The sequence below is a fragment of the Vibrio antiquarius genome, from assembly GCF_000024825.1.
GTDB classification, from domain to species: domain Bacteria; phylum Pseudomonadota; class Gammaproteobacteria; order Enterobacterales; family Vibrionaceae; genus Vibrio; species Vibrio diabolicus.
Window position 1 is genome coordinate 1,722,459 of the sequence record NC_013457.1, and the last position, 15,748, is coordinate 1,738,206.

At 46.8% G+C, this 15,748-nt stretch carries 13 protein-coding genes; 11 read left to right on the top strand and 2 right to left on the bottom strand.

The features are described 5' to 3' along the window. The first annotated feature begins 30 nt into the window (after positions 1 to 30). Positions 31 to 1,965, top strand: a complete 1,935-nt coding sequence (locus VEA_RS22570; RefSeq protein ID WP_012842482.1) for a DEAD/DEAH box helicase — start codon at positions 31 to 33, stop codon at positions 1,963 to 1,965. Positions 1,966 to 2,038: 73 nt separating this feature from the next. Here the strand turns inward: VEA_RS22570 and VEA_RS22575 are convergent, their stop codons facing one another. Then, on the bottom strand, positions 2,039 to 3,577 hold the full coding sequence (locus tag VEA_RS22575; RefSeq protein WP_031780182.1) for a putative bifunctional diguanylate cyclase/phosphodiesterase: 1,539 nt from the start codon (positions 3,575 to 3,577) through the stop codon (positions 2,039 to 2,041). A gap of 363 nt (positions 3,578 to 3,940) precedes the next feature. Between VEA_RS22575 and VEA_RS22585 the strand changes: the two genes are divergently transcribed. From VEA_RS22585 to VEA_RS22620, 8 genes are all read left to right on the top strand, one after another. Next, entirely contained in the window at positions 3,941 to 5,134 is a 1,194-nt protein-coding gene (locus VEA_RS22585; protein WP_006742422.1) for an acetate/propionate family kinase, read from the top strand. 354 nt (positions 5,135 to 5,488) lie between these two features. Continuing rightward, positions 5,489 to 6,802, top strand: coding sequence for a methyl-accepting chemotaxis protein (locus VEA_RS22590; RefSeq protein WP_006742423.1), 1,314 nt, complete (start codon positions 5,489 to 5,491; stop codon positions 6,800 to 6,802). A gap of 290 nt (positions 6,803 to 7,092) precedes the next feature. Continuing rightward, the gene (locus tag VEA_RS22595; protein ID WP_012842483.1) at positions 7,093 to 7,692 is read left to right on the top strand and encodes an ABC transporter permease; all 600 of its coding nucleotides are present in this window, start codon (positions 7,093 to 7,095) and stop codon (positions 7,690 to 7,692) included. Positions 7,693 to 7,719: 27 nt separating this feature from the next. Then, positions 7,720 to 8,889: an ABC transporter ATP-binding protein gene (locus tag VEA_RS22600; protein ID WP_006742425.1), complete on the top strand. Its 1,170-nt coding sequence runs from the start codon at positions 7,720 to 7,722 to the stop codon at positions 8,887 to 8,889. After that, positions 8,886 to 9,620 carry an ABC transporter permease gene (locus VEA_RS22605; RefSeq protein WP_006742426.1) on the top strand — a complete coding sequence of 245 codons (735 nt, stop codon included), beginning with the start codon at positions 8,886 to 8,888 and terminating at the stop codon, positions 9,618 to 9,620. The genes VEA_RS22600 and VEA_RS22605 overlap by 4 nt, the downstream gene beginning before the upstream one ends. A 35-nt stretch (positions 9,621 to 9,655) precedes the next feature. Further along, the gene (locus tag VEA_RS22610) at positions 9,656 to 10,537 is read left to right on the top strand and encodes a glycine betaine ABC transporter substrate-binding protein (RefSeq protein WP_006742427.1); all 882 of its coding nucleotides are present in this window, start codon (positions 9,656 to 9,658) and stop codon (positions 10,535 to 10,537) included. Positions 10,538 to 10,541: 4 nt separating this feature from the next. Further along, the gene (locus tag VEA_RS22615; RefSeq protein ID WP_006742428.1) at positions 10,542 to 11,378 is read left to right on the top strand and encodes a nitrilase-related carbon-nitrogen hydrolase; all 837 of its coding nucleotides are present in this window, start codon (positions 10,542 to 10,544) and stop codon (positions 11,376 to 11,378) included. Between the two features lie 14 nt (positions 11,379 to 11,392). Then, the gene (locus VEA_RS22620) at positions 11,393 to 12,754 is read left to right on the top strand and encodes an MmgE/PrpD family protein (protein WP_006742429.1); all 1,362 of its coding nucleotides are present in this window, start codon (positions 11,393 to 11,395) and stop codon (positions 12,752 to 12,754) included. A 28-nt stretch (positions 12,755 to 12,782) separates the two neighbouring features. Here VEA_RS22620 and VEA_RS22625 read toward each other — a convergent pair whose 3' ends face one another. Then, positions 12,783 to 13,739: a GlxA family transcriptional regulator gene (locus VEA_RS22625; RefSeq protein WP_006742430.1), complete on the bottom strand. Its 957-nt coding sequence runs from the start codon at positions 13,737 to 13,739 to the stop codon at positions 12,783 to 12,785. Positions 13,740 to 13,893: 154 nt separating this feature from the next. On the opposite strand from VEA_RS22625, the gene VEA_RS22630 reads away from it, so the two are divergent. Both VEA_RS22630 and VEA_RS22635 read left to right on the top strand, forming a co-directional pair. Further along, the gene (locus tag VEA_RS22630; protein ID WP_005375755.1) at positions 13,894 to 14,787 is read left to right on the top strand and encodes an alpha/beta hydrolase; all 894 of its coding nucleotides are present in this window, start codon (positions 13,894 to 13,896) and stop codon (positions 14,785 to 14,787) included. A 58-nt stretch (positions 14,788 to 14,845) separates the two neighbouring features. Then, entirely contained in the window at positions 14,846 to 15,715 is an 870-nt protein-coding gene (locus tag VEA_RS22635) for an amidohydrolase family protein (protein WP_006742431.1), read from the top strand. Positions 15,716 to 15,748 lie beyond the last annotated feature (33 nt).

Sequence of the window (15,748 nt, forward strand, 5' to 3'; positions counted from 1 at the left end):
TGTTTTTTTGTTTAATTAAGTAGGATCCCAATGCAAGATTCTGTTATTCAATTCAGCGATTTATCTCTGAATGATTCTATCCTTTCTGCTCTAGACGGAATGGGTTTCGTGTCACCAACTCCAATTCAGGCTGCGGCAATCCCACACCTGTTGGAAGGTGCTGACGCGCTGGGTAAAGCTCAAACAGGTACAGGTAAAACGGCAGCGTTCTCTCTGCCTCTTCTAAATAAGATCGATCTCAACCAACGTAAACCACAAGCTATCGTTCTTGCGCCAACGCGTGAGTTAGCGATTCAGGTTGCGGCTGAAATGAAAAACCTTGGTAAGAACATCAAGGGTCTTAAAGTTTTAGAGATTTACGGTGGTGCTTCTATCGTAGATCAGATGCGTGCTCTTAAGAGCGGTGCACAAGTTATTGTTGGTACTCCAGGTCGTGTACAAGACCTTATCAACCGTGAACGTCTACACCTAGATGAAGTAAACACGTTTGTACTAGACGAAGCTGACGAAATGCTAAACATGGGTTTCGTTGATGACGTTACTGCGATCATGGAACATGCACCAGAGTCTGCTCAACGCGTTCTATTCTCTGCAACAATGCCTCCGATGCTTAAGAAAATCGTTGAGCGGTTCCTACGTGAGCCTGTAATGGTTGACGTTGCTGGTAAGAACCACACTGTAGACAAAGTTCAACAGCAGTTCTGGGTAGTGAAGGGTGTAGAGAAAGATGAAGCGATGTCTCGTCTTCTTGAAACGGAAGAAACTGATGCATCAATCGTCTTCGTACGTACTCGTCAAGACACTGAGCGTCTAGCTGATTGGCTATCTGCACGTGGCTTTAAAGCGGCTGCTCTGCACGGTGACATTCCTCAGTCTCTACGTGAGCGTACTGTTGATCACATCAAACAAGGTGTTATCGACATCCTAGTTGCAACTGACGTTGTGGCACGTGGTCTTGATGTTCCACGTATTACGCACGTATTCAACTACGACATCCCATTCGATGTTGAGTCTTACATCCACCGTATCGGTCGTACTGGCCGTGCTGGACGTAAGGGTAAAGCTATCCTTCTAGTTCGCACTAACCAAATTCGTATGCTTCGCACTATCGAGCGTGTAACTAAGTCATCTATGGAAGAAATTCAACTTCCTCTACGTGACCAAGTTGCTGAAGCTCGTCTAGCTAAACTAGGCGCTGAGCTTGAAGCAGAGAAAGAGCACAAAGCTCTAGACAAATTTGCTGAGCTGGTAGAGAAACTACAAACTTCTCTAGACATCGACCCAGCAACGCTTGCTGCTATGCTTCTTAAGCGCCAGCAAGGTAAACGTCCTCTGTTCTACATTGGCGAAGATCCAATGGTTGAAGCGATTGAGCGTGATAAGCAACGCCGCAAAGAGCGCCGTGAAGGTGGTCGTGACGGCGGTCGTAACTTCAACAACCAAGATTGGGATACTTACCAGCTTCAAGTTGGTCGCGAGCAAGGTGTTCAAGTTAAAGACATCGTTGGTGCTCTAGCGAACGAACTAGGTCTAGGTAAAGGCTCTATCGGTGCGATCAAACTAGCACAAGGCCACACATTCGTTCAGTTACCAAAAGCAATGACTTCTGAAGCTGCGGGCAAGCTAAGCAAACTACGCATCCGTCAACAAGATGTTGGTGCTGTAGTATGTGACTTCGATGACTTCCGAGAGTCTCGTGGTGGTCGCCGTGACGGTGGTCGTCGCGATGGCGGTCGTCGTGATGGCGGCGGTTACCGTGGCAACCGCGAAGGCGGCAACCGTGGTGGTGATCGTCGTGAAGGCGGTCGTCGCGAAGGTGGCTTCCGTGGTAACCGTGACGGCAACCGCGATGGTAACCGTGAAGGTGGCGAACGTCGCTTCGATCGTAACCGTGGTGGTGATCACCGTGGTAACCACCGTGGTGAGCGTGGTCACGGCCGTGGTCGTCGCACTCAAGAAGCATAATCACGAATCAGTGATTAGAGCAATTGATTAAATTGCCGTAAGAATTGAAAGCCGAGCGAAATGCTCGGCTTTTTTATGCGCGTCGAATACGGCTTTGTTTTTCATCGTGCTCATTTACCCAGGTTATTACTTCGTTTAAGGGTAGGGCTGGGCAGAACAAGTAGCCCTGAATGATGTCGCAGCCACGACTGCGTAAAAAATGCAGTGTATCCATGTCTTGAACGCCTTCTGCGACGACTGAATACCCTAGACCATGCGCTAACGCTATTGTGTTCTCAACGATAGAGCGGGTGCCCTCTGTCCGGCTTGCGGTACAAAGAAATGATCGGTCGATTTTAATTTGATCAACTGGGAGATCTCTCAAAAGCGACAGAGATGAATACCCGGTGCCAAAGTCGTCCAAGCTGATCTTAATACCCAAGCCTTTGATTTGGTGAATTAGGGGGTTGAGCTCAACAACTCTATCAATCGCCATCGTTTCAGTAATCTCTAAGCTTATAAGGTCAGCAAATTGAGGGTTTACTTTGAGCAGTGTTTCCAAGCGGTTGAACAATAAATTAGACGAGAGATCTTTTGCAGATAAGTTAACGTGGACAGGAAGCTTGATGTCTTTTTCTATAAAGGTCTGGAGATCTTTTTCAACTTGGTTTAGGACCCACATGGTGATGTTGTGCACTTGATTACTTCGCTCCGCGATGGGGATGAAGTCGTTAGGCGAAATCGTTTTACCATTTTCATCATGCCAACGGATCACGGCTTCAAAGCCGACAGCTAAGTTAGTATGTGCGTCAATCAACGGTTGGTAGTATAGCTGGAACTCCTCTTTTTCCAGCGCACATTGAATACGAGAAGAGATTTCGAGCTGGTATTTGGCCCCGACGTTCATGTCCTCATTATAAAATGCAAAGAGATTGCCATTTCGTTTGGCGTGATACATGGCAATGTCCGCGTGCTTTATCAATAGATCATTGGACAGAGCGTCATAAGGGTAGGTACTGACACCGAAAACAACGCGGGAAGAGACTTGAAACTCATCTAAATGGAAGCGATTAGACAGTGCCGAATCTAACTCTTCGATGAGACTTTTGCCTGTTTCCTCGCATGCTGACGAGGTGAGGATGACAAATTCATCGCCACCAACGCGGAAAATTTTGTCACTGCCTTTAAGTTTCTCTTGGAGACGTTGCCCAATTTGAATCAGCAGTTGGTCTCCACAAAAGTGTCCCATAGCATCGTTGACTTGTTTAAAGTTAACGACATCGAAAAGGATCACTGAGAAAGGGTCTCCAGACTGTATTCTATCTTCGATTAACTCAAAGCAGTATTTACGGTTAGGGAGTCCAGTAAGTGCGTCGTGAACGGCATTACGTTTCTCTTTTTCAGCAACGGTATGAAGTTCTAGTATGGAGTCGTTGCTCCATTTGATAACCAGCACCACAAAAATGCTGCCACCGAATAAAATGAGAGAAACTCCGGTTTCCAAGAGGGAAGCGATAGGTTTTTGCATTATAGCGTGTAAAAAAGCGGCATACGCAAAAATGAAACAGCTGATTAACAACAATAGGAAAGTCCACCCGGGTACGTCAGTTCTCGAGCAGATGTTTTTTGTCATCTGCCATCCCCAGCAGAGCAAAATCAAACCTAAGATCACTAATAGAAATGCAATAGTGGGCACATTATTACCCCGATTTATTGATTGGTTTATTATTTTTGTTCACCCAATAAACAACGTAGCTCATATCTCTGAATTTGTACAAATTGACCTATTCATAAATTATGTTTAACAAGTCATATTTTTTAGTCTTCAAATAAAATCAAAACTTGCTACAGATCAACAAAATTTGTTCAATCAAATCGCTTTTACTAAAAGATTGTTGAAAGATTAAAAAATTATTGAATAATAGAGGGGCAAACAAGAAGTACGCAGCGCACAAGCGCTATTACAACCTCTGCTCTACAACAGGATAACTATTTCATGTCTAATTCGTTTGTACTGGTGATCAACTCTGGTAGCTCTTCATTAAAATTTGCTGTTATTGATTCTGAAACCGGTGAAGCTTTGGTATCAGGTATTGGTGAGTGTTTTGGCCTACCTGAAGCTGAAATCAGTTGGAAATATCAGGGAGAAAAAACCGTTGAAGCAATTCCTGCTGGCGGTAACCATCATCAGTACGCTGTTGAGCGAGTGGTAAAACTACTCGAGACTTTGGGTTTGAGCTCAAAATTTGTAGCTGTAGGTCACCGCATTGTTGCTGGTGGCGAAACCTTTAAAGGCACAGTAAAAGTCGATGAAAAAGTTATTCAAGAAGTTGAGCGTCTTGCTGAGCTAGCGCCACTTCATAACAAAGCGAATGCAGAAGGCATGCGAGCAGCAATGGCAGCATTCCCTTCACTGCCTCAATTCGCTGTGTTTGATACTGCTTTCCACCAAACAATGCCTGCCAAAGCGTTTATGTACGCGCTTCCTTACGAGCTTTACGAAGAGCATAAAGTGCGTCGTTACGGTGCTCACGGCACAAGCCACTACTACGTAAGCCGTGAAGCAGCGAAAATGCTAGATAAGCCGGTTGAAGAAAGCAGCTTTATCACCGTGCACTTAGGTAATGGTGCATCAGTGAGTGCGGTTAAAAATGGCGAATGTGTTGATACAAGTATGGGTTTGACGCCGCTAGCTGGCCTAATGATGGGCACTCGTTGTGGTGACCTCGACCCAAGTGTTATCGAGTTCCTTTTCCGTAAAGGTTGGGAAAAAGACGAAGTGTTCGAGATGATGAACAAGAAGTCAGGCTTCTTAGGTGTATCCGGTGTAACAAGTGACGCACGTGGTGTACTAGAAGCCATGGAAGCGGGTAACTCACGTGCGAAGTTGGCATTTGAAATCTTCACTTACCGTGTTGCGAAATACATTACTTCTTACCTAGCTGCTCTGGATTCATTAGACGGCATCATCTTCACTGGTGGTATTGGTGAAAACTCACTACCAATTCGTCGTGAAATCTTGAAAAACCTAAAACTGCTAGGTTTTGTTGAAGATGAGAAAGGCAACGAAGATGCAAGATTTGGCAACGCAGGTGTTATTGCAACATCTGAGTTGCTCGGTGCGAAAGCACTAGTTATTCCTACCAATGAAGAGTGGGTAATCGCTCAACAGTCGGTGGAACTGCTGTAAAACGGCAAAAATTTTGGGAACTAAGTCAAAGCCCTTTCCTTTATGGAAAGGGATTTTTTTGATCCAAATACATCCTTTCTCCATACAACTATCCGCATTAATACGGATCTCTAATAGCTGCCAATTGCCTTAATATTGATAAATATATAAACAACTTGGGCGGTGAAGAAATTTCAGTATACTGCGCTTAAGTCATACCAAAGAAAAATAGCCTTATGTCATGTAGGTGTCTCAGCTCGGAGACAGGAATTGCGTTTGAAGAACGATCAAACGAAATCGTATCTTTGCAGGCTATTGGGCATATAAATAATAAACCGTTGACTAGTTCGAAAATTAGTCAAATGAGAGAAAGTTATGTTTTTTAATAAGTCGCTTCAGCAAGAAAACCAACGATTAAAGCAGGATCTGCAACGCTTGCAGCAAATCCAACACAGTTTAGATGAAGAAATGCTTCGCTTAACGCTGGATAAGAAAGGCTGCATTACCTCTGTAAATACAAAACTTCACCAACAACTCTTTTTCGCTGATGCGGATATTTTAGCGAAACCGATTACCGAGTTGGTACCGTCAAATTCGCGCAATACAGATCACTTTCATCGAATGAAGAGAGCCGTTCAGGAAAAAGTCTTTTGGAATGGCGCGATGCAAGTACTTAAAGGCAACGGCGAAGAAGCGTGGTTACGAACGGTTATCCAGCCTGTTTTAAACGAACATCAAGAAGTCGAAAGCTTTTTTGTGTTTGCTTCTGAGCTTACGCGAACGATCAAAGCATCGCGTGAGCAAGAGGACATGCTGAATGCGTTGAGCCGTTCTATGGCGGTTATTGAGTTCACGTTAGATGGTAATGTATTAAAGGCCAATGATAATTTCCTTAGTACGATGGGTTATACACTGGATCAAATTAAAGGTAAGCATCATCGTATGTTCTGCGATCAGGAAGAGGCTGGTTCTGAAGCTTATCGCGAGTTCTGGCAACGTTTGGCAAAAGGACAGTTTGCTTCAGACCGATTTAAGCGAGTTAACCGTTACGGTGAAGAGGTATGGTTAGAAGCCTCCTATAATCCTATCCATAACGATAGAGGAGAGCTCTACAAGGTCGTCAAGTTCGCGACCGACATCACCCAGCAGGTGATGCAAGAGCAGCAAATGGCTCAGGCTGCGCAATTGGCTAATGAAGTTTCTCAAGAGACCGGAACACAAACACTGCAAGGTCAGCAAGTGATAGGTTCGACGCTAGAAAAGGTGCAAACACTGTCTGACCAGATGCAGCAAGCGAATACGGCCATTGACGAGCTCAAAGCGCACTCATCACGCATTAGTGAACTGGTTAATAGCATCAGTGGTATTGCAGACCAAACTAACTTACTAGCGTTAAATGCGGCGATAGAAGCAGCTCGCGCGGGTGAGCATGGTAGAGGCTTTGCCGTGGTGGCTGACGAGGTGAGACAGCTTGCCACAAGAACCAATGCGACCACTGATGAAATTGTCACAATGGTAACTGAAAACTTAGAGCGAACCGATAATGCTGTCCAACTGATCGCCAAATGTCAAAAAGAAGCACTAGATACGCTAGAACTTTCAGAAAAAGCGGGGAATGTGATGAACGAAATACAAGATGGCGCTAGCCGTGTCGTAGAGGCTGTGGAGCAATTTAACCGCTCATTGTAGTTGGTTCTTCATGCTATCAATGGCTTTTTTCAGTTCCGATATAATCAACTTGTTTACTACTGCTGCTCATCGCCAATAAAGCGCTTTTTTTGGTGATGAGAAAGCCAATTATTTCCCTCCTTAATATTTCGTATTTCTATCTTAACGTGTCGCTATTTTACAATACTGTTAATAAAAAGTAGCGTAATTTAATCTCCTGTTAACTTGGTTGCGAATCACAGTTGGGGGAGACCTACTTGGACTTACTAAATTTCACCATAGATAACTTAGCGCTGCTAGGTACGCTTACCATGGAGCACATCTCTTTGGTCGCTCTGGCTGTTGGGCTTGCCATCCTAACTGGCGTACCTATCGGCATTCTTATCACACAAAATGAGCGCGTTGCGAAAGTGGTGCTTTACGTAGCGTCCATCATTATCACCATTCCTTCAATCGCACTGTTTGGTTTGATGATTCCTCTCTTATCGACCATTGGTCATGGGATTGGCTACGTGCCCGCCGTGATTACCGTACTGCTTTATTCTCAGCTGCCTATTATTCGCAACACTTATACCGCCATTCACAACGTAGAACCGTCACTCCGAGAGGCTGCTCGCGGCATCGGGATGACGCCTTTTCAGCGTTTGAAAATGGTGGAAATTCCATTGGCGATTCCGGTGATTATGGCGGGTGTGAGAACGGCAGTAGTAATGAATATTGGCGTTATGGCGATCGCCGCGTATATCGGAGCAGGAGGGTTGGGCGTGTTTATCAGCCGTGGCATATCGCAAAGTGATCCTCGACAACTGATCGTTGGTGCCATCGCCGTCAGCCTTCTGGCTATCATCGCGGATTACGGATTGATTCGACTACAAAAAAGATTAACGCCACCGGGACTAACCGCTGCTTGATAAAGGACAAATAATAGGGACATTCAAATGATCAAAATTGACAAGCTAACCAAAATTTTTGAAACGCCTAATGGCCCGGTGACTGCCGCAGATCACATTGAGATGGAAGTTCCCAGTGGTGAAATATGTGTGTTACTTGGCCCATCCGGTTGTGGCAAAACCACCACGCTGAAAATGGTCAACCGAATTATTCCCGCGACATCGGGCAAGATCTACCTTGGTGGTGAAGATACTTCTGGGATGGATACGGTCACTCTGCGCCGCAACATTGGCTATGTTATTCAGCAAATTGGCTTATTTCCCAACATGACGATCGGCGAAAACATCGCGGTGGTTCCCAAGTTATTAGGATGGGATAAGGCAAGGTACATGACGCGTGCAAAAGAGCTATTGGAGATGGTGGCTCTTGATCCTAGTGTCTTCCTTAATCGTTATCCAAATGAGTTGTCTGGCGGACAGCAGCAACGAATTGGTGTTGCCCGAGCGCTAGCTGCGGATCCTCCCGTTATGCTGATGGATGAACCTTTTGGCGCGATTGACCCGATCAACCGTGAAGTAATCCAGGATGAGTTCCTTAAAATGCAGCAAGAGCTCAATAAGACCATCATGTTTGTCAGTCATGACATTGATGAAGCGGTCAAAATGGCCGATAGAATCGCGATTTTCCGTGATGGTCACCTGGTTCAGTACGATACGCCTGACGATTTGCTCGCACACCCGAAAGATGGTTTCGTGAAAAACTTTGTCGGAGATGATCGCGCACTTAAACGTCTTCGCTTAGTGACGGCTGAATCCGTCATGCAGACCACTTTTGCGTACGTGAAACCTAACGATACGCTTGCCGACGCTCTAACCAAAATTGACGCGTATGGGTATCGCGACGCCGTGATATTAGTGAATGACCAACACCAACCTATCGGTTATGTGCCAAAAGCTACCGCAATCAATATGAAGGGGTACTGCGGTGAACATTATGTCGGCCTGAAAACAATCGCCCGAACCACGGATGATCTGCGTAAAGTCGCGTCGAAGATGTTCACGCACGACATTGTTTGGATGCCGTGTGTTGACGAGAATGGCCGCTTAGTGGGCGAAGTCACACAGCGCGGCATTACCCATTATCTCGGTGCAACTTATCAGCGCGATACCTCTCCTAGCCAGCCACAGCCATTGCATCAGGCTAAGGAGGCATCGTGACCAATCAGCTAAAACAAACCTACTATTTCGTTTTATTGGCGTGTGTCTTTGCGTTGGGTATTTATTTACAAGGCGCGGGTACGATCGATGATTTTCTTTACTACCAAGAAGACATTGTTTATTTGACGGTTCAGCACATTGAACTGGTGCTGCTGTCTGGTGGATTGGCGATCCTAATCGCGATTCCCGTCGGCGTATTGCTCAGCCGTCCCCGTTTTCAGAAAGTCGCAGAATCGGCGATGCAGGTTTTGAATGTGGGGACCACGATTCCTACTTTAGCCATTCTCGCGCTGGCAATGAGCTTTCTTGGCATTGGCACCGTGCCTGCGGTATTTGGACTGACGATTGCCTCGTTGTTGCCGATTGTCAGAAACACCTACATCGGGCTGAAAGAAGTGCCCGCTCATTTAAAAGAAGCGGCGTCAGGCATTGGTATGACCGAGTTACAAATGTTGTTTCAGGTTGAAATTCCTAATGCGCTGTTCGTCATTTTTGCCGGTATCCGCACGGCGTTAGCTGTCAACGTGGGCACCGTTCCACTGGCCTTCTTAATTGGTGGCGGTGGGTTAGGGGAGCTCATTTTTACCGGTATTGATCTGGATGAACCTATCATGATGCTGGCAGGCGCTATTCCTACAGCGATGTTGGCTATCGCCATCGACAGTGTGGTAGGAGCCGTTTCCTATGTCACTGTACCTAAAGGCTGTAACCCTATTAGAGCTAGACAATAACAATCCTAAAAATTGAACACAGACAGGAGTCAAACATGTTAAAGCAAATTACTCGCCGCTTGCTGGCCGTTGGTGTACTGCTTTCAAGTTTTCACGCATCCGCGGAAATCGTCGTAGGTGGTAAAAACTTTACAGAACAACAGCTTTTAACGGAGATCACGTCTCAATATTTAACCAAAAAAGGCTACGACGTTGATAAGCGTTCGGGCATGGGCAGTGCGGTTTTGCGTAAAGCGCAAGAAAACGGCCAGATTGATCTTTATTGGGAATACACGGGCACATCACTGATCATTTACAACAAAGTCAAAGACAAGCTCCCAGCAGAGCAAGTGTATCAACGCGTTAAGGAACTCGATGCCAAGAAAGGCCTAGTTTGGCTTAACACTTCAAAAGCGAACAACACCTACGCGCTCGCTATGCGCAGTGACGATGCGAAACAACGTGGCATCTCAACCTTATCCGACTTCGCCGAGCAAATGCGCCAAGACCCGCCAATGACCATTGCTTTGAATGCGGAATTCTATGCACGAAAAGATGGCTTCCGACCTTTACAGAAAACCTACAAATTCAAAGCTTCACGAGACCAAGTGAAACGCATGGATACTGGGTTAACTTATGATGCGCTAAAAGGGAAAGAAGTCGATGCTGCGCTCGTATTCGCAACAGATGGTCGTATCAAAGCATTTGGTTTTACCGTTTTAACGGATGACAAACAGTTCTTCCCTGATTACGCGATCACTCCTGTGGTTCGCCAAGAAACGCTAGATGCGAACCCAGAGCTTGCCGAGCAAATGAACGCGCTTTCTGCGGCGATCGATGGCGATACGATGTCGACTTTGAATCAACAAGTTGATGTGGAGCGACGTTCGATCTCAGAAGTCGCAAGCCAGTTCCTATCTGAGCATAACTTGGGGTAATACCATGACTATCCTGCAAGTCAGTGTGGCCCAAATCAACGCCCAGTTAGGCGATGTGAATGCCAATCTGAATACTCATCAGGATTACATAAAGCAAGCTGCGGCCTTGGGGTCGCAGCTATTGCTGTTTCCTGAACTCTCCTTGACCGGATACCAGCTCCAATCTTCTGTGCGTGAAGTCGCCATGAAGCGTGATGATGCTCGGCTTAAAGAGCTTGCGCAACTTGCGCCGCACATGTCCGTGATTGTCGGCTTTGTGGAACAGGTTGCTCCGGGAGAATACTACAACGCGATGGCTTGGTTGCTCGGTGGTACGGTGGTTGCTGTGCATCGCAAAATCAACTTACCAACCTATGGTGGGCTTGAAGAGGGCAAGTGGTTTCATTCGGGAGATGCCACCACCAGCGTTTCTCTTGATGATAATTGGCGAGGCTCGGTTTTAATTTGTGCCGATTTATGGAATCCACCTTTGGTTCATTGTGCGCTACTCGATAAGCCTGAAATCTTGCTCGCGCCGATCAACTCGGCCAGCAGTATTGTCAGTAAAGACTTTTCCAATGAAGACAACTGGTTAGTTAACGTTAAATTCTATGCGGTGCTCTACGGAACCCCAGTTTTGATGGCCAATCGTTACGGGCCAGAGGGCGAAGCGTGGTTTTGGGGAGGAAGCTGTATTTTGTCTGCAACGGGCGAGCTCTTGGCGCAGGCAGAAGACGGTGAAACCTTGATAACTGCGACCTTGTCATTGGACGATATTGATAAAGCCAGATTCGAGCTGCCTACCATGCGAGACAGCAATACACCATTGATCACAACGCTATTGTCGAAGGCAAAACGCTAAAACTGGAGCAGTAGATGATGCAATCTATTCATCGATTTATTCACGAATTAACCTTTGAACAGCTTCCTGCTGACGTTATTGAACAAGCGAAATATTGCGTCTTGGATTTGTTAGGTGTCGCCGCAGCTGGTAAAGCGACGCAGCTGCAAAATATGGTAGCCAAACTCGCGCAGAAGCAGTTTGCCGGCGATACGCCGATGCTGTTTTCTGATCACACGGCCAGTGGTTGTGGGGCGACTCTATATGGCGGCATGTTGATTGACAGTATGGACGCGCACGACGGCCAAGTCCTGACGAAAGGCCATGTAGGCGTTGCTGTTTTGCCGGGGCTGCTCGCCAGTATGCATGAGTCAGCAGTTACGGGAGAAGAGTTATTAACGTCCCTCGTCATTGGCTACGAAATAGCAACTCGCGCCGGAATCGCGCTGCATCAAACCGCTTGTGACTACCATACTTCTGGTGCTTGGAATGCGCTGGGCGTCGCCGCAGTATCTGCAAGAAGAAAAGAATTAACGGAGGCACAAACAGGGCATGCGCTCGGCATTGCTGAGTTTTATGGTCCACGCAGCCAAATGATGCGTTGTATTGAACATCCAACCATGCTCAAAGACGGCTCTGGCTGGGGAGCGATGGCGGGCTTTGCCAGTGCAGAGCTAGCAGAAGAGGGCTTTACTGGTGCGCCAGCCGTGACTCTGCTGGACCAACAAACTCACGCTTTGTGGGCAGATTTAGGGCAGCGCTGGTATATCCTGGAGCAATACTTTAAACCGTATCCGGTTTGTCGTTGGGCTCAACCCGCGGTTGAAGCAGTGAGAGCGCTGCAACAAGAAAATAAACTAGAACCTGATGAGATTGAACTTATCGAAGTTCACAGCTTTCATCAGGCGGTGTGCCTGCATACCAAGCGCCCAGAGACAACCGAGCAGGCTCAGTACAGTTTGCCATTTTCAGTCGCGAGTGCGGTTATTGATAATACGGTTACGGTAGAAGCCGTCACCAAAGGACTGAAAGATCCTGCTCGCTTGGCACTTACGGAGCGGATGAGGTTAATTGAAGAGCCCGTTTACAATGATAAGTTTCCAGCCGAACGCTGGGCGCATGTCGTGGTGACGTTGAAAAATGGCGACAAACTGACTTCGCCTCCCTGTATTGCGCGAGGTAATCCTGAAAATCCGCTCAGTCGAGACGAGATGCGAGGTAAGTTTCGTACTTTGGCAGAGAAAGAACTACCCGCTTCGCGCGTGTCAGCGATAGAAGAGGGCTGTTTGCAACTTGATAAAGCCAGTAAAGAGCGGGTACTTGCTTGGCTATCATTGCTTTACCAAGGCACTTTGTCTGATAAGCCATCTGACACGTCGCCTAGCAAGTCACTATGAGATCGAACTTCTTTTCTCTTACTCAATCTTAAGCTAAACGTCGCTCTTCACGCGGCGTTTTTTCATAACGTTTTTTGTAGCAGCGCGCAAAATACGATGTAGAACTGAACCCACAAGCGGTGCTGATTTGAGTAATGGACAGCATGGTTTGCAACAACAAATGTTGAGCGCGTTCTAAGCGCAATTGAAGGTAGTAATTACCTGGTTTGTCTTGCAAGTATTGCAAAAATAATCTTTCCATCTGCCTGACCGATAATCCTACTTGTTCGCCAATTTCATAGCATTTTAGCGGCTCTTCCATGTTGGCTTCCATGATCTCTACAGCGTCGAGCAGGCGCGGGTGGCGGATGTTATGTTTACGGATTAACGACATACGCTGATTATCATGCGCTGGTCGAATCGCAGGGTGAATGCATTGCTCAGCCACTTGATTCGCCAAGTCACTCCCATGTTGGTTTGTAATTAAATGAAGCATCATATCCAAACCGGCTAGGCCGCCCGAACAAGTTGGTGTGCGTGGGTCGAATTCGTACAACTCGCTGGTCACGTTAATGTTTGGAAACTCCTCTGCCAGACTATTGGCGGACTCCCAATGCACGGTACACGTTTTGTTTTTTAACAGGCCAGCTTTTGCTAACAACACGCTGCCTGTCGAAGTCGAGCCCACGGCGATACCTTGACGAAGCGCTTGCTTTAACCACTGATTCACCGAGCCACTCGCAGCAGCAACATGGGCGCCAATACCTGCCACAACCAGCAGCAAGTCTAAATGGGCAATGTTGTTGACTGACTGTGTTGGCGAGAATGAAACGCCATTACTGGCCGATACTTCTTTATCTTCGAATCCATAAATATCCCACTGATACAAATCGCAACCAGCGAGGCGGTTGGCCATTCGAAGAGGTTCGATAACCGCCGAAAAAGAGAGCATCGAAAAATCAGGAATAAGGAAAAAACCAATGCGATACGTGTGTGTCGTTTTCATTCTCTGTGGTCACCAAGTGGGCAGTTCATCTATGTCGTATTTCTGGATAAGAATGTCGCAATTGTTAAATTATTGCTATCAAAATTCGAACATGATGTGACTTAAGACAAGGACTTCTTTGTCGAGCATACACATTCATTTGGACGAGATAATTATGATTGAACAAAAAGCCCCAGTAATTAGTGATGGTCTACGCCTTGATGGCGCTTTCTTTACTGACGAGAACGTTAACAACCCAGACTTACCGATCGTTATTGTCTGCTCAGGCTTTACTGGGCAAAAAAATATTCACCCAGAGCGTTACGCGAGAGCCTTAACTGCGAAGGGCTTTACGGTATTCGGATTTGACTACCGTGGCTTTGGCGAATCTGAGGGCATTCGTGAGCGAGTTATTTTGGATGAACAAGTACGCGACATCGCGAACGCGGTTGCGGTTGTGAAACAGCGCGCTGACGAGGAAGGCCGCAAAGTCGTACTGGCTGGCTGGGGCATGGCGGGGGGATTAATTCTTGATGCTTACCGAGTTTGCCAAGATGCGATTGATGGCCTTATCTCCATGAACGGCTTTTATGATGCGGTACGTGTTCAGGTTGCTCAACGTGGCGAGCACGGCTGGAAAGCGTTCCGTCAATTTATGTTAGAAGAGCGTACACGTCTTGCTCTTGGTGGAGAAAAGCAGGGGATTGATCCATTTGAAATCTACCCGCTTGATCCAGTAAGCCGCGAATATGTATTCACTGAACTGGTCAAAGCGCCGGGCTACGGCGTGACATCTGATCTGGATTTTGCGGATTCTCTCATCAATTTCAAACCGGAAGCTCTACTGGACGAGCGATTTGCAGACGCGCCAATCTTGATTGCGCACGGTGCAGAAAACGACCTTCACCCAGTGACCGAAGCAAAGTCGCTGTACGCGAAATACCCTGGACCGAAATCTCTATTCTTACTGCCTGAAGGTGGTCACACTGAGTGGATGTTGGACGACGATCCTAAGTTTATTCAGTTCTCTGGCGTGATCGCGAACTGGTTGAGTGAGAACTTCAGTTAAGTCTTCAAGAGGTGCTTTCACTGATGGCACCTCTATCTTTCTGACAGGATGATTTTCGATGAGCATAATTCCATTTTGTGAAGCGGCTGACCCATTTGTAAATAAACCAACAATCGCGATTCCTGAAGGCGCGGTTGATTGTCATGCCCACGTTTTTTCTTCACGTTATCCGTACTGTGAAACGCGAACCTACACGCCACCCGATGCCAGCGTCGGCGCGTACCTGCATTTGCACCAGCAATTAGGCATCCGTCATGGCGTGCTGGTTCAGCCGAGTGTGTATGGCAATGACAACCAGTTGCATCTTGATACATTACGGTATTTACGCCAGCAAGGTTACGACTACAAAGGCCTCGCGGTCGTGGATGCGGATGTGTCCGAGCAAACGCTGGATGAGCTACAAGCAGCCGGATTTTGTGGGGTGCGGATGAACCTGCTGTTTAAAGGTGGTATTGAGTGGCGTGATGTTGAACGTTTAGCGGCTCGCCTTGCAGAGCGACACTGGCACCTTCAATGCTTAATTGATGTTTCGCAGTTTGATGACTTATATCAGCGATTAAGGGCTTTACCCGTGCCCGTAGTGATTGATCATCTTGGACATATGCCAACAAACAAGCTGATTTCTCATCCTGGTTTTCAAACCTTATTGAAGCTTAAGGCCGAAGGGAAAGTGTGGACAAAATTGTCGGCACCGTATCGTTTGTCGCTTCAATCTCCGCCTTATGATGACGTTTCTTCGTTTGCTCAAGCTTTGTTAGAAGCGAATGAAGAGCAATGCGTCTGGGGCTCGGATTGGCCTCATCCATGTTTTGCTGCTGAGATGCCAAATGATGGCCAGCTATTAGATACCTTGTGGCACTGGACGCAAGATACGACACTGTTTGGCAAGATTCTGGTCGATAACCCCAAGCGCCTCTACCACTTTTAACTCCGCATTCATGTTACGAACCTAAAAAGACAA